Source organism: Paralteromonas sediminis, from assembly GCF_003820355.1.
Lineage (GTDB): Bacteria > Pseudomonadota > Gammaproteobacteria > Enterobacterales > Alteromonadaceae > Alteromonas_F > Alteromonas_F sediminis.
In genome coordinates this window covers 440,314-461,341 of the sequence record NZ_RPOK01000004.1, presented here as the reverse complement: position 1 = coordinate 461,341, position 21,028 = coordinate 440,314, and the positions used below count along the sequence as shown (strand labels likewise).

Annotated in this window: 19 protein-coding genes; 15 read left to right on the top strand and 4 right to left on the bottom strand. The window is 45.2% G+C overall.

The features are described from left to right. Positions 1-60 precede the first annotated feature (60 nt). Complete coding sequence (locus tag DRW07_RS14110; RefSeq protein WP_124028572.1) at positions 61-960, top strand: DMT family transporter; 900 nt, start codon at positions 61-63, stop codon at positions 958-960. On the opposite strand, the gene DRW07_RS14105 is transcribed toward DRW07_RS14110, so the two are convergent. Then, positions 932-1,744, bottom strand: coding sequence for a hypothetical protein (locus DRW07_RS14105; RefSeq protein ID WP_165870514.1), 813 nt, complete (start codon positions 1,742-1,744; stop codon positions 932-934). The genes DRW07_RS14110 and DRW07_RS14105 overlap by 29 nt on opposite strands. Positions 1,745-2,093: 349 nt before the next feature. Here DRW07_RS14105 and DRW07_RS14100 point away from each other — a divergent pair, with 349 nt between their 5' ends. The 14 genes from DRW07_RS14100 (at position 2,094) to DRW07_RS14035 (ending at position 16,953) form a co-directional block, all read left to right on the top strand. Beyond that, positions 2,094-2,936, top strand: a complete 843-nt coding sequence (locus DRW07_RS14100; protein WP_124028570.1) for a hypothetical protein — start codon at positions 2,094-2,096, stop codon at positions 2,934-2,936. After that, positions 2,933-4,810: a M14 family zinc carboxypeptidase gene (locus DRW07_RS14095; RefSeq protein WP_124028569.1), complete on the top strand. Its 1,878-nt coding sequence runs from the start codon at positions 2,933-2,935 to the stop codon at positions 4,808-4,810. The genes DRW07_RS14100 and DRW07_RS14095 overlap by 4 nt, the downstream gene beginning before the upstream one ends. A gap of 71 nt (positions 4,811-4,881) precedes the next feature. Next, entirely contained in the window at positions 4,882-5,649 is a 768-nt protein-coding gene (locus DRW07_RS14090; RefSeq protein WP_124028568.1) for a ParA family protein, read from the top strand. Positions 5,650-5,736: 87 nt separating this feature from the next. Next, on the top strand, positions 5,737-6,369 hold the full coding sequence (locus DRW07_RS14085; RefSeq protein ID WP_124028567.1) for a YceI family protein: 633 nt from the start codon (positions 5,737-5,739) through the stop codon (positions 6,367-6,369). A 10-nt stretch (positions 6,370-6,379) separates the two neighbouring features. Further along, positions 6,380-6,919, top strand: a complete 540-nt coding sequence (locus DRW07_RS14080) for a cytochrome b (protein WP_124028566.1) — start codon at positions 6,380-6,382, stop codon at positions 6,917-6,919. A gap of 2 nt (positions 6,920-6,921) precedes the next feature. Then, positions 6,922-7,449 (top strand): YceI family protein, encoded by a 528-nt coding sequence (locus tag DRW07_RS14075; RefSeq protein ID WP_124028565.1) that lies wholly within the window; start codon positions 6,922-6,924, stop codon positions 7,447-7,449. Between the two features lie 126 nt (positions 7,450-7,575). Further along, on the top strand, positions 7,576-9,138 hold the full coding sequence (locus DRW07_RS14070) for a sugar porter family MFS transporter (protein ID WP_124028564.1): 1,563 nt from the start codon (positions 7,576-7,578) through the stop codon (positions 9,136-9,138). 121 nt (positions 9,139-9,259) lie between these two features. Further along, positions 9,260-11,098 carry a YfiR/HmsC family protein gene (locus DRW07_RS14065; RefSeq protein ID WP_165870513.1) on the top strand — a complete coding sequence of 613 codons (1,839 nt, stop codon included), beginning with the start codon at positions 9,260-9,262 and terminating at the stop codon, positions 11,096-11,098. Positions 11,099-11,128: 30 nt separating this feature from the next. Next, a complete protein-coding gene (locus tag DRW07_RS14060; protein WP_124028562.1) occupies positions 11,129-11,926 on the top strand; it encodes a substrate-binding periplasmic protein in 798 nt (265 codons plus the stop codon). After that, entirely contained in the window at positions 11,923-13,050 is a 1,128-nt protein-coding gene (locus DRW07_RS14055) for a helix-turn-helix domain-containing protein (RefSeq protein WP_124028561.1), read from the top strand. The genes DRW07_RS14060 and DRW07_RS14055 overlap by 4 nt, the downstream gene beginning before the upstream one ends. 89 nt (positions 13,051-13,139) lie before the next feature. Next, positions 13,140-13,946, top strand: coding sequence for a CPBP family intramembrane glutamic endopeptidase (locus tag DRW07_RS14050; protein WP_124028560.1), 807 nt, complete (start codon positions 13,140-13,142; stop codon positions 13,944-13,946). Beyond that, positions 13,947-14,948: a D-cysteine desulfhydrase family protein gene (locus DRW07_RS14045; protein WP_124028559.1), complete on the top strand. Its 1,002-nt coding sequence runs from the start codon at positions 13,947-13,949 to the stop codon at positions 14,946-14,948. Positions 14,949-15,049: 101 nt separating this feature from the next. After that, the gene (locus DRW07_RS14040; RefSeq protein WP_124028558.1) at positions 15,050-15,613 is read left to right on the top strand and encodes a GNAT family N-acetyltransferase; all 564 of its coding nucleotides are present in this window, start codon (positions 15,050-15,052) and stop codon (positions 15,611-15,613) included. 2 nt (positions 15,614-15,615) lie between these two features. Next, entirely contained in the window at positions 15,616-16,953 is a 1,338-nt protein-coding gene (locus tag DRW07_RS14035) for an NAD(P)/FAD-dependent oxidoreductase (RefSeq protein WP_124028557.1), read from the top strand. 39 nt (positions 16,954-16,992) lie between these two features. Here DRW07_RS14035 and gpmA read toward each other — a convergent pair whose 3' ends face one another. The 3 genes from gpmA to DRW07_RS14020 form a co-directional block, all read right to left on the bottom strand. Then, positions 16,993-17,739 carry a 2,3-diphosphoglycerate-dependent phosphoglycerate mutase gene (gene gpmA, locus DRW07_RS14030; protein WP_124028556.1) on the bottom strand — a complete coding sequence of 249 codons (747 nt, stop codon included), beginning with the start codon at positions 17,737-17,739 and terminating at the stop codon, positions 16,993-16,995. Positions 17,740-17,827: 88 nt separating this feature from the next. Beyond that, positions 17,828-20,332: an ABC transporter permease gene (locus DRW07_RS14025; protein ID WP_124028555.1), complete on the bottom strand. Its 2,505-nt coding sequence runs from the start codon at positions 20,330-20,332 to the stop codon at positions 17,828-17,830. A gap of 10 nt (positions 20,333-20,342) precedes the next feature. After that, entirely contained in the window at positions 20,343-21,023 is a 681-nt protein-coding gene (locus DRW07_RS14020; protein WP_124028554.1) for an ABC transporter ATP-binding protein, read from the bottom strand. Between the last annotated feature and the right edge of the window lie 5 nt (positions 21,024-21,028).

The window sequence follows — 21,028 nt, the reverse complement described above, 5'->3', positions numbered from 1 at the left end:
TGACCGTGAAAACAATAATTTACTCTGGACGCAATGGGGAAATACTGCCAGCATGTGAGCATGCAAGTTGCAAGCAAGTTGTCCAATAAAGACCTCACTGTTGGCATCACCTTAGTGGTGGTTGGCACCATTTTATTTTCCTCAAAGGCGATTGTTGTTAAATATGCCTACACTTATGGTGTTGAGCCTCTCATGCTCCAGGCGCTCAGAATGCTGTTTGTATTGCCCTTGTACAGTGCAATCCTCTCGTGGCTACTGATTAAAGGCGGTAGCAGTGCTATCACTACAGCTTCTTTATTCGGCGCTATTTGCGCAGGAATAGCTTGCTATCATATAGCCAGTTATCTCGATCTGATTGGGCTGATGACTATCAGTGCAGGGTTAGAAAGAGTGATCCTGTTTTGTTATCCAGCCATTGCGGTGATAATGGGATGGGTATTTTTGGGCGAAAAACCCACTAAACAAATAGGACTTGCGGTTACGGTATCTTACGCGGGCATCCTGCTGTTCTTTCTGGCCGATGTAAATATTTCAGGCACAGGTATTTGGTTTGGTAGTGTTATGGTCTTTATTGCCAGTATTCTGACCGCTTGGTACATGGTTGCAAATCAACATTATTCAAGGCAAATGGGCAGTCAGCGATTTACGTGCATTGCTATGATTGCAGCTTGTACGTCTATGTTATCGCATGCCGTTGTGCAAGGGGTTGAGGGCATTGCCGCGCAACCTCAACCCGTATACATCTCCGCATTAGGAATTGCTATTTTTTGTACCCTCATTCCTTCTTTTATGGTCAGCGCCGGTGTGAAAACCATCGGCGCCAGCAGGGCTGGGGTGGTGGGGGCAATTGGCCCATTGATCACAATCGTCTTGTCTAATTGGCTGCTGAACGAGCCCGTCACGTCTGTTCATATCATAGCAATAGGATTGGTTATTGTCGGTATGCGCCTTTTACGGTAGTGCCGCTTTTTGTAGATGCAAGATGTGATAGCTTTTGCTCTTCTTGCAATAAAACCGGCGAGAGCATTTCCTCGCTACAGCCTCGTTGTACGGCGGCTGAGTACACTTCTTTAAGCTGTTTGAGATTACTGCTTAATGCGTCGATAAGGTAAGCATTTTTAGCGTCAACGTAGTGATATAAAGGCACTCCACTGTTGGCTATGGGTCTGAGTTTCATACCTAACTCATCGAGACAGGGCTCGAGCACATGGGGAGAACGCTGAATAAGGTGCGCATCAGCCAATCGATCAGCAATCGCCTTATGCGCCAGTTTTATACTGTCTACAAATAAACAATCCAATTGATAGGTACGGCACAACTGGTTGACGAATAGCGCATCTTCCACAACAACAAAACGCGTTTGGGCGTCGACCTCGCAATGGGTGTCTTTGAGACAACCAGCAAAGGAACTGATGGTAGTGATTGCCTCGGGCAATTTTACCAAGTTTTCTTCATCGGGATTTTCCATTGGCAGCATAAAAGCCACGGCATCTAACTGATTACGCGTTAGCATTTTGTACTTGTTATTCAATGGAAGATACTGAAAATGAATACTGACGCCTGTCCCTTGATAGAGCCGCGCAAAATACCCCTCAATTTGCGGTTGATAAAACGTTGACTCGAGATAAGCAGGCATACCAATTCTGTAACGGGTGTCTTCTGTTATAGTGTCACCCCAAGATGCACCAGAAACCCACCCCAAAAAACATATCAGTATTGCTTTTGTTTGCCCAATAAAACGCACTTTGCCCTCCTCGAAAATTGAGCGCATAGTGTAGTTTTATCTAGTCCGATGACAAGTGTAAAAAAGTAGGGGTTGGTGTTTTATTGGTCAGATGTATATGTTTTGATAACTAATTATCTAAATGTGAATATTTGCTCTAAGTTTCTGAAAAATAAAATTTAATTTAAATATTTTTAAGTTTGGCTATATTAATTTCACGTGAAAAAAAGGGTCCTGTTACTCAAAAAAACAGATACCCGAACTGGTCTAATGAGTTGGCGGTAAAGTGCTCAATTTGCGGTTGAGTCATAGCGTTTGCCATACTCAAGCGAAATAATTTGCGTAAAGCATTGAGGCAAAAAGTGTCGTTATGGTGAAACTAATCGGATGTTTTCTTCTTTGTGTTGTAGCGACCCGTGGTGTCGCAATAGAAATCAGCTACGCACAATTAGCCATGTTGCAAAATGAGGGCGAGGCGAGCTTACAAATGAGTGCTTTGAACCATGAGGTAACCGACATTTGGCATCAACACTTAAGGCTGCATCGATTGGCGAAAAGCGAAGTGGTCTCTGTAAACGAGCAGACCTGGGTAAGTTCTCTGCTCTCCACCGAGGCGATACTTTCAGTGCCTAATCCTGATCATCCAAACCAGCAACTTGTCGTAGTCGACATCGCTAAACAGGCAAGTGCGGTGAAAATACTTTGGGAAATGAAGTCTATGGCTGAAGACATTGAACGACAGTGGCAGTATGGCTCGCTCGATTGGAAAAATGTGGTGTTGCATCAGGATAAGTCCCGCGCCATGCGCTGGTGGTTGACAACAATATCGACGGCGCGGGCAGAACAGGTAGCGGAACATGCGATTCAACAGGGCATTGAATACGTTAGCGTTAACAATGCGATGCTCAGTGCACTAATACAACAATCGCGTTCGCCAGTATTGATGCAATATTTATGGGCGAATACTCCTGACGCATTTACCTATCAGGTTCTTCAGCAAGTCCCTAATCAGCTGAACGAGGCCGATGCGATTGAGCAGCTCATTGTAGCAAGTCGTAATCAGCCATTGGCATCACAGGCCATCATGCTGCTGGCCAAGCATTACTCGCACAACCAAAAGGCACAGATGTTTCTTCAGAGTGCGTTAAACGACCCCCAGTTACAGTGGCTCACCGCGGCTGCTGTCGGCATGCTCAAGGATAGCCAGCCATGAATACAGTACTTTGTCTATTGCTAGTATTGGCTGCGAGTTTCGGCATGCAGGCTTATGCACAGCAATTTGAATATACTAATACGCAAGTGGGTGAGGGGCTTATCCCTTTGGGCTATCCGGTGCCGATCCCCGTTGATTCACTCACCCCTATTGATGGTTTTAGAACCTACCAGGCACTGCATTTACGGCACCTCCAAATGAGTGAGCAAAGCGCCACGATAACGCGAGCGCAAATCGGCAACACTGAATATGCAAGGTCTATATGGGCGTATACACTCAGTGACAGCAACAATCACACCGAATCCGGAGCCTTAGAAGGCGCCGCGTTGATCAATGGTGGTATACATGCCAGAGAATGGCAAAGTCCGGAAGCAGTGACAGGATACATGGAGTATTTGTTTGACCACGCCAACGACAATTACATAGCGCAATATCTTCTCGAAAACCTAAACCTTGTGATTGTGCCTGTTCTTAATATTGATGGATTTATACAAACTCAACGCTTTCCTAAGCAGGTTACTGAGTCGGCTACCACGCCGAGAGATGGTCGAATGCGCAGGAAAAATATGCGTGATACTGACGAGAGCCTAGTCACAGCGTTCGACAATTTGAATGGTGTTGACCTTAATAGAAACAATGCACCTTACTGGGCGACTAATAGCCAGCGAAGTTCAGGTAATGTTTCTTCCCTTGTTCATCACGGAAGTGGCCCTGCATCTGAATCAGAGATACAGGCTTTGCACCAGGCTGCAAAATTGGCAAAGGAAGACAGGTTGCGTTTTTATACTGATACGCATAGTTTCACACAGATTTATTTTACCCCGTTTACAGAAAATCCAAGGCGAAACGATATTGCCGGTCGGGTGGCAACGGTAATGCGCGCCGCAAATAACTTTAAATATGACTATGGTCCATCCGCGGCTGGTGGAGGCATTGGGGCAACTGACGAGTATTTTGCTAATACTTACCAGATACCTGCTTACACGCTTGAGATAGAGCCAAAAACGTCTGGTGCTGAATACGGTGGTTTTGGTGTGTCTCACGATGGTTTTATTTTGCCAGGTAGTGAAGTGGCACGAATGCGAAAAGAAACCACAATGGCTTCTTTATCTGGCCTCTATGCCATGACAGAGGTGCCCGTGCTCATGTCTGCTCAGGTATGGGATGCCTCTGGCGAAAATCTCGTATTGTCATTGCGCTGGCAGGCCGAGAGCCAGTCTCGGGTGCTACAAACCCTTCAGTCTGGTGAGCTAAGTAGTGAAACCGACTATCAGTTGCACCTTACTTTCAATAAGCCTATGAGATGGCTTGAAAATGGTGTGCTAGCGCCGTTTCCTGCCGTTTCTGAGCCCCTGGATATTGCCATTAAGTTAGCCGGTATTGCGAATAGTTCACCGGTTGAATGGGTGCTTGATGCTGAAGATGGAGAGTGGAGGGTGAGCGATAACTATCATCGTTATAAAACGGACACTTTTGTGTTACCCATGCGCCTACCTTCAGCCTTTAACTGGCAATCTCACTCATTATTGTTCCTAGAGATAGACACCCATGATTTTGCGGGGCAAAAGCTGGACACCAACCCCGCCACTATCCCGGATTGGGTTGATGGTGGATGGCAGAATTACGAAGATGCTACAGGTAACGCGTCATCGGATCAGGGAGGAGTAGCCAAAGCCATGCGTTTCATTGACGATGGGAGTGACATGTATGCAACTTCTCCGCCACCCAGCCCACCCGTGACGCCACCGCTACCTCCATCTGCCGATACCACAGGAGGTGGTGGCAGTGCTGGTGTTATCTTCGTGTTAATTGGTCTGATAGGGATATGGCGAACCGCTATTTCGAAATCATATGGCGAAGATAAACAGAACTGACTGCTGAGTACTTGCAAATTATTGTCGATTCCATGATGCTGGAAGTAAGATCGCAGAGGGTAATTAATCAGATGAATATCAGGGTTGTTTTTAATCAAAAAGGCGGAGTGGGTAAGTCTACAATAAGCACCAATCTGGCCGCTGCAAGCGCTAAGAAAGGGTTAAAAACGCTATTGGTTGATTTAGATGCGCAGTGCAACAGCACCCACTATGCGGGCATCGATCACCACGATGAAATAAAAACCGTCGCTGACATGTTTAAACAAACCGTTGGGTGGTTCAGTACTCAGTCGACGGCGATGGACTTTGTGCAACCCACTGCGTTTGATAACTTATTTGTTATGCCAGCTGATCCAGCCCTAGGCAAAATAGAAAGAGAGCTTGAATCTCGTTATAAGATGTACAAGTTAAGGGAGACGTTGCAGGAAGTTGCATCAGACTTTGACCGCATATATATAGACACCCCACCCAATTTTAATTTTTATTCTAAAGCGGCATTGATTAGCGCAACGTCATTCCTTATTCCTTTTGACTGCGATGATTTTTCCGCACAGGCGATTGAAAAATTGCTGGACAATGTGGCTGAGCTCCGTAACGACCACAATCCAGAGCTGGCTTTCGAAGGAATAATCATTAATCAGTTTAATGCTCAGGCTAACTTACCCAAGCAATTGGTTCAGGGGCTCAAAGACAAAGGTTTCCCTGTCATGCCTACACATTTAAGTGCGTCTGTAAAAATCCGCGAGTCCCATTCGAAACGAACGCCTATCGTTTATCTCTCTCCCAAACATAAACTGAGTGAACAGTTTGAACACTTGTTGAGTGATTTGGAAAAATAGTCGTATCCGCTTTCTCGTCTGAACCAAAGTGGGCGAAATGCGTACTCAGTAGCATAGATTTATGTATAAAAGTGTATGAGGAAAAGTATGAAAGGGGTTAGAACCGTCTTATTGGTGGGTCTGTTGGCTTTGTCTGGGTGCATGTCACTTGTATTCGCAAAGAGTGATTTTGAACAATTGCCCGCAGGCACATACAAGTTGGATTTAACCCATGCCAGCATTGTGTGGAAGGTGTCACATCTGGGACTATCAGACTATGTAGCTCGGTTTGCCGATTTTGATGCCAGTATCGACTATAAACCAGACGATATCAGTGCATCAAAAGTAGTCGCAAGTATTAACCCTATGTCTATCCAGACTGCTTACCCTAATGCCCAAGAGAAAGACTTTGACAAAACATTGGCAACAGAGAAAGGCTGGTTCAACGCAACGACATTTGCCAGTATCGATTTTGTATCAACTCGCATTGAGATGACCAGCGAATCCACAGCTTCTATGACGGGCGACCTAACTTTCTTGGGCGTCACTAAGCCTGTAACACTGGAAGTTGTGTTTAACGGCGCTATGTTGAAGCAACCCTTTAGCGGAAAACCCACGATGGGCTTTTCTGCCACAACCACTGTTGATCGCACTGAATGGGGAATGAGCAAATACGCACCCAATATAGGTGCAGAGGTAGAAGTCTTGATTGAAGGTGAGTTTGCCAAGCTCGACGAGTAACGGCCTCGTCATGAATCGTTATCCTTCAGTTGTAATTCTGCTGCATTGGACAATGGCTGCGGGCTTTATATTTATGCTTGCTAGTGGTCTTTACATGGTAAACGCTGATATTTCAAAAGCAGAGCAGTTTCAGCTTTATCAAACACACAAGTCAGCTGGTGTGGTCATGTTGGTAGCAATCTTGATAAGAATCGCTGTAAAAGTGTTTGCATCTTCACCAGAATTGCCGTCAGCCATTCCTGCTGAGGAGCGAAAGTTAGCGAAACTCGGGCATCTAGCATTATATCTGCTGTTGCTTGCTATTCCATTTGCTGGTTGGATTATGGTGTCAGCAAGTCCTTTCGGCCTGCCTACGTTTGTGTTTGTTGACTGGCTAAAATGGCCACATTTCCCTGGTGTATCTAAAAATAAAAGCGTAGAAGAGGTGGCTAAGCTTGCACATTTGTACTTGGTTATAATCATGATCGCAGTTTTGCTCACTCATATAGGCGCATTATTCTGGCATAAAAAGAAACAAGGGATTCTCTTGTTAAATAGGATGTGGTGGTAAAGATGAAGTCTTTTTCTTATGTCGTAATAATTTTTGTTTCAATGATGAGTACGCATGTTCACGCGCTCCAACTAGATGCTGACAGCAGTAACGCTACGTTATCTTTTTCTGGTCAGCACGCAGGTATGACATTCACCGGCGTTTTTGAACGGTGGCAATCACAGTTAATTCTTCCTCCAAATCAAGAGCCGTCTATCAAGGCTGAATTTATTCTGGCGTCAGCAAAAACCGGAGACAGTACTTATGATGAAACGCTGCCTGAAGAAGACTGGTTTCATGTTGAAAAGTTTCCAGTTGCGCGTTTTATTTCGACGCAGATTAATCTGCTTGTTGATGGCTATCGCGTTGAAGGCACGCTAGAGCTCAAAGGGAAGGGATTGCCTATCATTTTTAACCTTCACAACCGCGAAGATAAGCTTATCGGCAATTTTGATGTTGACCGTTTAGCTTATGGAATAGGGCTTGAATCTGACCCTGGCGCTGAATGGGTCAGTCAGAACATCCGATTATCCCTGACAATAAATCTATAAAAGTGTGGACAGGGGGTATGTAATCCGTTTTATCTTCTGATTAATCCCGCTAGGCGCATTTTTTTCTGATTGTTAACATTGTTGTTACATCATGCCTGATTAGAATAAGGAAGCAACGAGCACAACATTATCAAAACGTCTCCTACACTCTATTACACCTTAATCGTTTCCTTAGGTGGATTCATATTTGGCTTCGACGCATCGGTTATTTCCGGAGCGATCGGCTTTATTGGTAATGATTTTCAACTTTCTGCATGGCAGCAGGGTTTTGTCGTAAGCTCACCTACTTTGGGCGGGATCATAGCAACGCTCACGGCAGGTGCTATCTGTGATGCCTATGGTCGTAGAAAAACACTCAAAATTATCGCCTTTCTGTACTTATTGTCTGCCTGTGCATCTGCCTTTGCCACAGACTATTGGATGTTAGTGACAGCGCGATTCATTGGCGGCATGGCATTCTGCTCGTTGATGATAGCGCCCATTTATATTGCTGAGATAAGTTTGCCTGAAAGTCGCGGCAAAATGGTATCAGTGAATCAGCTCAATATTGTATTGGGTTTTTCGGTTTCTTATTTCAGTAACTATTATTTCTTACAGCTTAGCCAAAGTGACTTGATGTGGGTAAGTGAGTGGGGAATAGATAGCAATGTGTGGCGTTGGATGCTGGGTATGGAAATGGTGCCGGCCCTGCTTTGGTTTGTTTTGTTATTTACCATTCCACGAAGCCCCAGATGGCTGTTGCTGAAAGGTCGAGACGATGAAGCCAAAACCGTGTTAAGTAAATTATTTAGCGAAGACAGAGTAAAGTCAGAATTGTCTACACTAAATGCCAACGTTGATACGCATACAGAACCTTTGTGGACACGTTTGCGCTTCTTGTTTAGCAAGCGTATGCGCTTTCCTATTTTGATTGGTCTGTTAGTGGGCATCTCTCAACAAGTGACAGGAATAAATGTTATCTTTTTTTATGCACCAACTATTTTCGAACAAAGCGGTGTTGGTACTAACGCGGCGTTTATGCAAGCGGTGTGGATAGGAATAGTGAACGTTGTTTTCACGCTTGTCGCGATGGCAACGATTGACAAGTTTGGCAGAAAGCCGCTGTTGCTGATCGGGTTAACAGGCGTTGTGATCAGCATGGCCATTTGTTCCTGGGGCTTCAAGCAAGCCACTTATACATTAAATGAGACGTCGATCGTGTCGCTGTCTGAAACACTCGAACAGCAAGAGGTAACCAGCCTTAAATCGATTCAGGATCAGACGTTTAGTTCTGATGTGGAGTTCAAAAACACACTGATTTCGCTGTTGGGTGAAAAAACCTTTAATGCGCATCAAGGTGAGTTACTCAAGCTTGCAACCAAAATGAACGCGACCTTGATCCTAGCCGGTATCATCGGATTTGTTGCTTCTTTCGCGATGTCGCTTGGGCCGGTTATGTGGGTTTTGTTCTCAGAAATATTCCCCAATCATGTACGAGGAATTGCCATATCGCTCGTTGGGGTGGCCAATAGTGCAGTGAGTTTCCTTGTACAGTTAGTGTTTCCCTGGGAGCTGGCTACACTGGGGGCGGCCTTTACCTTCTTGGTATATGGTGCAATGGCATTTTTAGGCCTAATTCTGGTTTACCTCTTCTTACCTGAAACCAAAGGTAAGTCATTGGAAGCTCTTGAAGCGTCCCTTACAAGGTAGGTTGCACAGCAAACAAATAAGTAACAAGCTTTGCGAGTGTTTTGCTATAGTGGTCAATAGAGTAGCGAAAAGCTGTATAACTAGGCAAGGTATGTTTCGTACGGTAACAATGTGTATTTGTTTGCTGACTGTAATCACTTGGCCAACTATAAACCGGGCTCAGGAGACTGCGCCTGTTTATCAGGCTAGCGAGGTGAAGGGCGCACTGCTGGTTCAGATTATGCGCCAACTGAGGTGGCCGGCAGAAGGTGAATATCAGGCCTTTCGTATCGCAATATGGAAAGACACTACACTACATCAAGACTGGCAGTCACTGAATCAGTTATCTGTCCGGGGGCTTCCCCTTCAAGTATCCCTGGTAAACTCAGTTGAAGAGCTCGATGTCGTGCATCTGGTTTATTTGCCCCAGCAATTTAATAATGACCTTGCGCAAATAGCCTTGTCAACACGCGGGAAAGGGGTATTGACCGTAGGTGAGAACAGCGAAGCCTTGCACAACATTATGATCAATCTGGTGTTGGAGCCCTCTACTGCCGAAGGTGCCAGACTGACGTTTCAGATAAACCGTCCAAACATTGCTTACGAAGGTATTGAAGTAATGCCAGAGCTGGTTTTATTTGGCGGTAGTGAAATTGACATTGCAGAACTCTATTTCAGAACTGAGCAGGCCATTAGTCAATTGCGAGAGGATAATCAGGCGTCTTTCCGTCAGTTGCAACAACAGAAGCAAGCATCTCTTGAACTACAAGGGCAAATCAATCAGCTCAACAATGCACTATCGGCGCGTCAAGGCGATTTGGCTGCGAAGGAAAAATCGTTACAACAGTTAGCAGAACGAGAAGAATCAGCGAGGCAACAATTTGAGCAGGCGCGTCAGCAAGCCGTGCTCAAAGAGCAACAAATTGCACAGGTTGAACAGGAGCTTCAAGCTTATCAGAACAATGTGACGTCGCAGAGGCAGATACTGGATTCACTGGAAACCGAAATAGCGACGACACGTCAGGCCCTTATGGCACAACAAGAAGCCCTGTCTAGGTCGCAAAAAGAAGTGCAGTCACAATCTCAGTTAATTGATCAGCAACGAGATATTATCCTGTGGGTGTTAGCCGTTGCTGTGGTGTTTGTGTTGGCGGCTTTCCTGATCGGCTACCTGTTTGTGAAAAACAAACGCGTGAACAGAAAACTCCATATTGCCGTTGAAAATCTTACTGAGGCCAGAGAGCAATTAGTCGAGTCAGAAAAACTGGCGTCGTTGGGCCAGCTTGTGGCAGGGGTTGCTCATGAAATCAATACCCCCATAGGTATTGCACTAACGGCGGTAAGTACCATGGGATACGATGTAAAGGAATTCAAAGAAAAATTATCAGAAGGGCGTCTGAAGAAGTCAGAAGCAGACACCTTTGCGCAAAAAATGGAACAAATAGATGGTCTGGTACAAGGAAACCTAGAACGATGCGCCAGGTTGATTGAAAATTTCAAACTCATTTCGGCTGATCAGGTTGTTGCACAAAATCGCAGAATAGCCCTGAGAGATTATTGTGAGAAAGTAATGACAACCTTGTCCATCATACTGAAACAGAACAATGTCTCTTGGTTGGTCGAAGGTGATAATCCAGAAATTGATCTCGATCCCGGTTTATTGTCACAAATCATCACTAATCTGACCACTAATGCGGTTAATCACGCTTTCAATGATGAAGCAGAAAAGCAAGTGACATTGACAATCACCCAGTTAACCGACAAAACAGAGTTTGCTTTTCGAGATAACGGAAGTGGTATGGGTGAAGAAGTTAAACAGAAATTATTTGAACCATTCTTCACCACCAAACGCGGTGCTGGTGGTCTAGGGCTGGGGCTAAATATTGTTTATAACCTTGTCGCGTCTAAACTAAACGGTAGTATTGTGGTGGAAAGTGAAGTCGGTAAAGGTACAGTATTTACCATACAACTCCCCTGTTAATTGGCCTTTTGATGACTTGAAGAGGACAGTGTGCACAACGGAATAAAGCATTTAATCTTGTTACTGACACTGATGTTTTTTGTGCATTCAGTGAAGGGTGAAGAGACAGTCACCATCAGTGTGTTTGAAGATCACGAACGTTATGTTATTGCATCAGATGCATATGGCTTGTCTTGGCGCTTGTTGGAGGTTGCAGCAGAACACGCTGAGATCAAACTTCTTCCAGAAGAATCGTCGTGGAAAGCGTCGATGAACAGGGTGAAAGCACATAAAGTCGATTTAGTTTTTGCTGCATTTAAAACAGCAGAGCGCAGTAAGTGGGCAACATTTACGTTGCCATTACTGTCAGAAGGCTCTGGATTGTTTACCCGACATAATCACTCTGCATCAACCCTCAACGATATAGACTTTGAAAGCAGTATTGTGGGGGTTTCCGCAAAATCATTGCAAGAGACCATGGCGCTGGAAATGGGGTTTAAGAATATCTACGCATCGGTTAAACGGCAGCAGTTGTATAGAATGCTGCAGCAGCAACGAATAGATTACTTATTCTTTGGCGAGAGTATTATTAATTATTACTGTCTGTTTATTGATAGCAGCCGGCAAAGAGGCTGTATGAAACGCGTGGGAAACCTTTATCAATTCAATACTATTCACGCATTGACTGACACCACTAACAGCGCATCGGTTGCCTTGCTAGCACGTATTAATCAAGCGCTAATGGCACTTGCACAAGAACAAGACGTAAAACAGCTGTTTCTAGATTATGAATTTGATGAAACGCAATACCATCACTGGCTAGCTCGTCTCAAAGCAAGCAAGTCTTGATTACGCTCAGTTTTAACACATTTACACTGCTTATTTCGATTACTGTAATTATTGCATTATCGTTTGGCTTGCTTTTGTTGTTGAGTTCACACACGCAAAAAAGCGCTGATCGGTTTTTAGCCGCGCTTGTGTTTATGGTCGCATTTTGGAACGTATCAATTCTGTTGCTAGAGGTTAACTTATACCGCTATGCGGCTGGGATAATTTGGATCCCTTTCAAGTACACGCTTGCTATTGGACCTTGTCTCTATTTTTATGTTCACGCAATTACTCATTCCGACATCACCGACAAAAGACGGGTGTGGCCTCATTTTATTCCCGTTACAGTTGAAGTGCTTATGTTTTTGAGCCAAGTCTTCATTGGATTGCCTCAACACAAGGCCTATTTTCAAACACAATTATTCCAAATGGTCGATCCTGTTATTAGTATTCTGGCGGTGATGTCAGTGGTCATTTATAGCTTTTATTCTTGGAAACTCATTCAACATTACGATTGCTGGGTTGAGAATAACTACAGTCATCATCATCGCTATCAGTTGAATTGGTTAAAAAGATTACTGCCCACATTCTTTACCCTTTTCCTGATTTATTTTGTTTTCCTTGTGGGCGACTATTTTTTTTACGACTATCAACTCACCTTCAAAGATTATTATCCCTTTCATTTAACGTTGGCAGGCATTTCAATCTGGTTGTGTTTCGAAGCTTACTCAAAACCAGATATTATTTTTCCCGACGCAAATGTGCCAGTCTCAGAGTCAGCAGAGGTCAACATTGATAGTGAGATAGCAAATCAAGCCGATTGGCTGAAAGAGACTCTGGAGAAAAATCGCTTATATCTTGACCCCGAGCTATCGCTCAAATCGTTGGCTGTGACCTTAGATTTACATCCAAATCTCGTTTCAAGGATTATTAATGAAGGGTTGGGAAAGTCCTTTTCCGAATGCATTAATCATTATCGTGTTGAGGCAGTGAAACGCCTACTTTCAGATCCTCAACACCGTGATGATACCTTTCTAGCTATTGCCCATGAATGTGGATTTAACTCAAAAACCACCTTTAATAGAATTTTCAAAAAGTTTGAGGGACAAACGCCACTAGATTATCGAAAAAAGCAGAGAGTTTAGCTTTTTAGGGTGTCATTTTATAACTTGGGACGATACAGCGCATAAACATGCTCAAAATGGTGGCTGAATAAACCATAGAGACTACAAACATGAACAATGACTTGAAGCCACTTATATCCGCCGTATCTTTGTTAATTTTGGGAATCGGCTTGTTTGCCGTTATGCGGCACCTTCCCATACCGACGGTGCCATTTCCTGCTTTAACGTCTGGCGTAGTGATGTGTTTGTTGTTACTTGGCTTATCAAGATACTTTGTTCAGCGCGACGGTAACACACTGTCATCAGTCAATTTGTACCCAAATCGGGGTACCTTTAAGCGATTTGTTGTTGGTTTCACCATTGGCACATGCATCGCGGGCAGTATGCTTGTCGCGCTTTTTACAACGACAGACTTAGTATTGACCTTCGTAAATGAGCAATCTTTTGCAATGTTTATCCTCGCCTCCTTCATTATTGTTCCGCTTGCGCTGATGGAAGAAATTCTTTTTAGGGGGTATGCATTCTTTCAAATGACAAAAAAGCTCAATATTCGTATTGTCATTTTACTGACGGCTATCGCTTTTGCGCTTTATCATTACAACGAAAACACCAGCCTGTATAGCGTTCTGCTTGGACCTGGTATTTGGGGGGTGGTTTTTGGCGTTGCCGCATTTTTGTCGAACAGTGTGGCAGTCCCGCTGGGTATACATGTAGCAGCGAATTTTTCTCAAGCCATCGTAGGTATGAATAGGTATGTAGACCCAATGTGGCGTTTTGATGCAGAGGTGCTCGTACAGCAAGAAGTGCAGCAAATAGAAAGCGTAGGACTAACCATGCAGTTCGTTTTATTAGTGGGTGCTATTTTGATACTGGAATATAGGCTTTATAAAGCAAAAAAATACAAGCTGGAGAGATAAATGTTATCGCGTTTCTTAAACATCCAACGATGTCTGCTCATCAAACAACCCACCCCTTTTAATCAAATGGAAATGTTGAGTGGGCGCTTTAGCAGACAGCTGTGGGTCAAGCGAGACGATTTAAACGGTGTGGCTGCAGGGGGAAATAAGGTCAGAAAGTTGGAGTATTTGTTGCAGGACGCGATAGCCTCTAATGCCAAAGCTGTGATTACCGGTGGCGCGCTGCAATCTAATCATGCCTCTGCTACCGCACTGTGTGCACAACGGTTCGGCTTGAAAACCTATCTGGCGCTATCACAAAGTGTACCCATACAGGGAGAGCACTATGAAAATGGTGCAAACTTGGTGCTTGATAATCTGGCGCAAGCCGCCGTTCAGCGATTTCCAGCTGGCTCTTCAACTAATGAGAATATTGCCCTGTATGCGGCTCAAATAGAAAATGAAATGGGGTTCAAGCCTTATGAAATAGTGATGGGCGGATCGAGCGCTTTAGGTGCGCTGGGTTATGTGAGAGCCGCCTTAGAGTTGGCTGACCAAGCCAGTAGCATCTCAATTCAACCCACTTCACTGGTGCACGCTTCGGGTAGTGCCGGTACTCAGGCAGGGTTGATTGTGGGCATGGTATTGGCTGGGCTAGACACTAAAGTCGTGGGAATAAGTGTACTTAATTTAAAAGAAACCTTGTTTCATGCTGTTCTTCAGTTGTGCGAGCAAACTGCCGATATGCTGCAGCTACCCGCAATTAATTGGCACGAGAAGATATGGATTAGTGACGCATTTATTGGCGATGGCTATGGTTTGCCTAATGAAGGCACATTGGCCGCGATAAGAACAGGCATGCGCGAAGAAGGGATACTATTTGATCCATGCTATACAGGAAAAGCGTTCCAGGCATTTTTAGCATTAAACGAAAATGACGACCAGGGGTTATTGGGCGATACAAGTGTGTTTCTGCATACCGGTGGCATAAGCGGCATGTTTGGGTACCAGCAATACTTTTAAATCTAGCCCTATTATAGAGACCTCTCCCGTGATAGGGATAGGCAGCCCAGACTGTCAGTGGTATGGTAAGCGACAGTTTTCGCTTTTATCGTTTCACTATCATGTCTATATCCTATCACGAGCTTGCTCCCGAGCACTTTTCCGAAATCCTTGCGTTAGGTAATCTGGTTCATGGTGATAATTACCTCGATATCAACAGTATAAACAATCTGTATGAGCGCAGTTGGCAAGACAATATCAATGCTAGCTGGGTTGCGTTGAATAAGGACGGGAAACTGGTTGGTTTCCGTCTGACCAACGCAGCATCTCAATGGCACCCTGACAAGTGGTGCTCGCCAGATAAATGGCCGGTTGACGCTAGTCGTGTGTGCTATTTTAAATGCAATACTGTTGACGAGTCAGTCAGGGGGCAGGGCGTAGGTTCAACACTGTTGAGAAAGTCGATAGCGTCTGCCCAAATGCAAGGTGCGTTGGCAGGACTTGCCCATATATGGATGGCTAGCCCTAACAATTCTGCGTATGGGTATTTCAGTGCCTGCGGTGGTGTTGTCATAAAAATGCACCCAAATAAGTGGCAACACCTGTGTTTCGAAGACAATTATGCTTGCCCGGTGTGTGATGACTTATGTACCTGTACGGGTGCAGAAATGTTGTTGGCGTTCTAACCATGTACGACCCGCTCGTTGACAGTAGCGCGCCTTCCACGTTTTCATCACCAGAAAGCCATTGGGCAAAGGGGTATGCACCACCTAATTATCCAGAGAACAATAGGCGTATCGAGGTTGATGTTGCAGTGGTTGGTGGCGGTTATACCGGCCTGTCAACGGCGTATCACATAGAGCAGTCCAGTGAGCTGTCATGCTGTGTCCTAGAGGCAAATCAGCCAGGCTGGGGATGTAGCGGACGCAATGGCGGTTTTGTGTTACCGGGTACCGGCCGTTTAAGTACCGCGCAGATGGCGAAGAATTGGGGAAAGCCGGTTAGCCAGGCAGTGTACGCGGAATACCTAGCCTCTATTGAGACAGTAAGCGATTTTATCGATAGCGGTATCGAGTGTGACAAAATTGAGGGCGGCTATTTAAAGCTAGCACATAAGCCTGAGCTGACCGCAACGCTTCATCAGCAAGCGACAATGTTGTCACAGGATTATGGAGATTCCATTGTTCCACTAACTCAACAACAAGTGCAGCAGGACTATTTGGCAGGCGTTAAACACCATGGTGGTATCTATTACCCTCAAGCGTTTGCCATAAATCCATGGCTATTCGCTCGGGGATTAGCAGAAAAAACGGCACAAGCAGGGGTAACCATTTTTGGCAATAGCCCGGTTCGCGAGAGTCACTTTGATGGTAGCTTCCACCATCTGCATACCGAAAAAGGTTTTGTTAAGGCCAAGCATCTGGTCATTGCTACCAATGCGTATACGCCAAAAACCTTATTCACTGTGTTGCAAGACCGAACGTTTCCCGTGATTTCCAGTATTCTGGTTACTGAACCGCTTGATGCTGCACAATTGAGTGCACTGGGGATTAAGCCCGGATTAATGGTGATGGATACACGTTCCCTGAAATATTACTATCGCTTGCTACCCGATAATCGGCTGCTTTTTGGTGGGCGCGGTGCTATCTATGGCAAAGATGCCGATACAGGAGAGTCCCGGAAAGCGTTGATGAAAGGCCTATTCAGAACATTTCCCACACTCAAAGACGTAGATATCACACAATTTTGGAGTGGTTGGGTGGCTGTTTCCCTAGACGACTACCCAAGGCTTTACCATGACACATCAACCCATACCCTTTATTCAGCTGGCTATTGTGGTGCTGGCCTTGCGTTTTCTGTTCATGCGGGTAAACGATTGTCACAGTTGTTGCTTGAACCTAACATGCTCCCTCAATTGCCTTATTGGCAGTCACCGCTGAAGAAGTTTCCAATGGCCAGTTTGAGACGGCCGGCATTAAAGGCGTTCTACGCCATGGAAGCGTTTAAGCAGATATGGGAGCGATAAGCAAAAAAGCCCCGTAAGGGGCCTAAAATTGACGGTTGTTTAGCCTGCTTTACCTTGGTTGGCAACGGCGTCCATCATGGCTTTTATCGCGTCTGCGTCGCCAAGATACTGTTTAGAGATGGGGTGCATATTCTCATCGAGTTCATACACAAGCGGTACGCCAGTAGGAATATTGAGCTCAAGGACTTCTTCATTGCTCATGCCGTCCAAATACTTAACCAGTGCGCGTAAGCTGTTTCCGTGCGCAGCAATGATCACCCGTTGGCCACTTTGGATAGCAGGGCGAATAACATCATGCCAATAAGGAAGCACTCGGTCGATAGTCAGTTTAAGGCTTTCAGCACGGGGCAAAATAGCCTCGTCGATATGTGCGTATCGGCGATCATGCCCTGGGAAGTATTCACTGTTCTCGTCTACAGCAGGAGGAGGCGTATCAAAACTGCGACGCCAAATTTTTACTTGCTCATCGCCGTGTTTTGCAGCGGTCTCTGCTTTGTCCAAGCCTGTTAATGCGCCATAGTGTCTTTCGTTCAAACGCCAGTGACGTTGCACCTGAACATAAGACTGGCCCATTTCTTCTAAGGCGATATTCAGGGTCTTGATGGCTCTTGTTAATACTGAAGTAAAAGCAAGGTCAAACTCAAAGCCTGCTTCTTTCATTAATTGTCCGCCGGTCTTCGCTTGCGCAATACCGGTTTCGGTCAAGTTTACGTCATGCCAGCCAGTGAAACGGTTCTCTTTGTTCCACTGACTTTCCCCGTGTCGAATTAACACTAGTTTATACATTTGATTTCCTAGTTGAGCGTACGTGAAAAGCTGGTTCAGCATTTTGCTTTATCCGTACGCAAAAATCTATGCCAATACCAGGAAAATACTACTCATGTCGCAGTGCACCAATAGGATTAGCCGCGGCCACTCTGGCGGCATTTCCACCAACGGTTAGCCAAGCAATAAGAACTGAAACTACCGCGGCAAAAATGCAAATAGGCAGCAATATAACTAAGTCTATACGTTGTGGGAATTGTTCAAGCCATGACAGCATTAGCCATACAGCCACAGGCCAAGCCAACACGTTGGCAAGCAGTACAGGCCGTGAAAATTGCCAAATGAGTAACATAATAATGTCTTTGACACTGGCGCCCATCACCTTGCGAATACCGATTTCTTTTGTTCTACGTTCAGCACTAAACGCCGCTAACCCATAAAGACCGAGGCAGGCAACGATAACAGCAAGTACCGCAAACGCACTGAATAAACGCATTTGTGCCACTTCCTGACGATACTGGCTCTCTATCATTTCGTTGAGGAACTGAAGGTCGATAGGTTGCATAGGGGCTAACTTAGTCCATATGTCCTCAATGGCTTTACGCACTTCAACGGGCCCTGCATTGGAATAGGTAATGGTGGCGACTCTCAAGCGCGCTTTGTTGAGCAAATAAATACTGGGCCTGACATCAAATTTAATCGAACGGAAGTAAATATCCGGTATTACACCCACGATGGTTATTTCGCTAGTGCCCTCACGCAATTGTTGACGAAGGGTAACGCCTATTGCTTGTTCGGGGGTGTCAAAGCCTAGTTTTCGCACGGCCGACATATTCAATATTGCGCCGCCTTTACCGGCTTGTTCTTCCGTTGCTGGCACAAATATGTCGGTGCCATACGACTCATCGAACAATCTGCCAGCTACAGGCTCAACGTCATAGGTCTCAAAGAACCCAAAATCCATATTGTGATAATTTAGCAGCTCACTAATCGGCTCATTGCCGTCTACACCAGGCCGGGTAAAGTTAGTGTTATTCTCAAAGTCCTGTGACGGAACTTCAGATGAAAACACGACCTGGTCGATGACGGGTAGGGCTTCTAGTTCCTGTTTGAGGCTGTCCCGATTATCCTGCAACGGTCCGATATTAAGAACCAGCTTTTGGTCTTTGTTATAGCCAAGGTCTATTTCATTGGCGTGTTTTGTTTGAAGATAAACAACCGATGTGCAAATTAACAAGCCAATCGACACGGCAAACTGAATGACAACCAATGCACTTCTGAGCTTTGCAGAACCTTCTGAATCATTACTTTTACTGGCTTTGAGAATTTGCCCTGGCAAATAGCGACTTAGTACCAAAGCCGGATAACTACCCGCGCCCAGCCCTACAAGAATCACAATGGTAAATATTGCCCCGAGTAATTGAGGATCTTTAAGTAAGTCAAAGGCAATACTCTTGTTGAGTATTTCGTTGTAGTAAGGCAAGGCAATTTCTACCGCTACCAATGCTATCAACATAGATATGAACACCAGTGCAGTTGCTTCGAACAAAAACTGGGTGGCCACTTTTTGTCTGCTGGCGCCTAGCACTTTTCTCATGGCTACTTCTTTGGCCCGTTGTCCGGCTCTAGCGGTAGAAAGGTTCATGAAGTTGATACAGGCAATCAATAATATTAGAAAGGCGACCAAGGTAAACGTGAATACCATCTTCTCGTCGCCCAGGGTTTTGAAGTCACCCATACTGCCCGCATCCTTTCTTGCCTTGAGATAGATATCTTCAATGCCCATCAGTTTTAGTTTCACGCCATCCGTCACTTTCATATCGGTTTCCGTGCCCATGAACTCCTTAAATTGCTCTGCGTAAGGACTTTCATTATTAAGCCAGTAATTAATTCTGGTCTGAGTCTGCGCTAAACTAATGCCTTCCCTTAACTTAAAATAACTGAATACATTCACGCTATTCCAAGTTTCAAGAACGCCTGGGAAGGTACTGAAAAGGGCCACATCCATGTATACCAGCAAACTCAAATTCAAATGGGTATTCTCGGGTAAATCCTTAAGCACGCCCGAAATGGCTAGTTCTACCGGTTGGTCGCCCATACAACATAGGGTTAATGTTTCACCTACTACATCCGTGCGTCCAAAATAACGGATGGCTGTCTCTTCAGTGACCAGGAGATCGTTGGGCTTATTGAAACTCGATGCAGATGTGCCATGGACTAAGGGTAGATCAATCACATTAAAAAGGTCTTGGTCAGCAAAAATAACACCATCAGAAAACCCTTGTCCGTCTTTGAGGATTGTGGTCCCCCATGACACTAATCGCACGCCGGCTTCTATTTCATTGGTTAGATAGTCTCGCAGTGCAGGCATCACGCGGCCGGCACTTCTCACCGTTAGAAAGGGTGGTCTGCCTGGCATGGTGTAGGCGGTATGTAAACGCGCGATGCGCTCACTATCAGGCAGCCAGGTGTCATAACCGCTTTCTGAGCGGACGAATAGCATAATTAATAGGCAACTCATCAAACCGATTGCCAAGCCGATAATATTGATGGCAGAAAAAAGCGGCCTTTTGATGATATTGCGCCATGCAATTGTGAAATAATTCGCGAACATGATAAGACCTCTAGGCTGCTTTAACGTTTTCTGTTACAACATGACCGTCAAACAGGTTAATGGTGCGACGGGCATAATCTGCGTGTGAAGGACTGTGTGTCACCATAACAATGGTTGTACCTTCCTGATTCAATCCCTGCAGCATCTCCATAACTTCCTGACCATGCGCACTGTCAAGATTTCCCGTTGGTTCGTCTGCAAGGATCATAGACTGGCCACCCACTACAGCTCGGGCGACGGCAACACGTTGTTGCTGACCGCCTGATAGTTGACCGGGCATGTGTTTCGCGCGGTGAGCAATGCCAACTTTGTCCATGACCTGTTCCACTCGATGCTTACGTTCGCTGCTACTGACATCGTGATAAAGCAGGGCCAGCTCAATGTTTTCCTGAACGGTCAGTTCATCAATCAAGTTAAAATTCTGGAAAATGAAACCGATATTGCGCTTGCGAATGTCTGCCAACTGATGCTCTTTATAGTTGGCAATATTTTGCTCGTTAAACCAATATTCACCCGAAGTGGGGTTGTCGAGCATGCCAATAATGTTGAGCAAAGTAGACTTCCCACAACCCGAAGGGCCCATAATGGCGACAAACTCGCCTTTGTCTATTTGAATATTCACACCATTGAGCGCAAGGGTTTCTACTTCGTCGGTTTGATAGCTTCGGGTTAAATTATTTAGTTTTAACATCTTGT

Bases quoted from the DNA above. Each gene is read 5' to 3' on its own strand.
- DRW07_RS14110 (WP_124028572.1), top strand. From the start codon at position 61: ATGCAAGTTGCAAGCAAGTTGTCCAATAAAGACCTCACTGTTGGCATC.
- DRW07_RS14100 (WP_124028570.1), top strand. From the start codon at position 2,094: ATGGTGAAACTAATCGGATGTTTTCTTCTTTGTGTTGTAGCGACCCGT.
- DRW07_RS14095 (WP_124028569.1), top strand. From the start codon at position 2,933: ATGAATACAGTACTTTGTCTATTGCTAGTATTGGCTGCGAGTTTCGGC.
- DRW07_RS14090 (WP_124028568.1), top strand. From the start codon at position 4,882: ATGAATATCAGGGTTGTTTTTAATCAAAAAGGCGGAGTGGGTAAGTCT.
- DRW07_RS14085 (WP_124028567.1), top strand. From the start codon at position 5,737: ATGAAAGGGGTTAGAACCGTCTTATTGGTGGGTCTGTTGGCTTTGTCT.
- DRW07_RS14080 (WP_124028566.1), top strand. From the start codon at position 6,380: ATGAATCGTTATCCTTCAGTTGTAATTCTGCTGCATTGGACAATGGCT.
- DRW07_RS14075 (WP_124028565.1), top strand. From the start codon at position 6,922: ATGAAGTCTTTTTCTTATGTCGTAATAATTTTTGTTTCAATGATGAGT.
- DRW07_RS14050 (WP_124028560.1), top strand. From the start codon at position 13,140: ATGAACAATGACTTGAAGCCACTTATATCCGCCGTATCTTTGTTAATT.
- DRW07_RS14045 (WP_124028559.1), top strand. From the start codon at position 13,947: ATGTTATCGCGTTTCTTAAACATCCAACGATGTCTGCTCATCAAACAA.
- DRW07_RS14040 (WP_124028558.1), top strand. From the start codon at position 15,050: ATGTCTATATCCTATCACGAGCTTGCTCCCGAGCACTTTTCCGAAATC.
- DRW07_RS14035 (WP_124028557.1), top strand. From the start codon at position 15,616: ATGTACGACCCGCTCGTTGACAGTAGCGCGCCTTCCACGTTTTCATCA.
- gpmA (WP_124028556.1), bottom strand. From the start codon at position 17,739: ATGTATAAACTAGTGTTAATTCGACACGGGGAAAGTCAGTGGAACAAA.
- DRW07_RS14025 (WP_124028555.1), bottom strand. From the start codon at position 20,332: ATGTTCGCGAATTATTTCACAATTGCATGGCGCAATATCATCAAAAGG.
- DRW07_RS14020 (WP_124028554.1), bottom strand. From the start codon at position 21,023: ATGTTAAAACTAAATAATTTAACCCGAAGCTATCAAACCGACGAAGTA.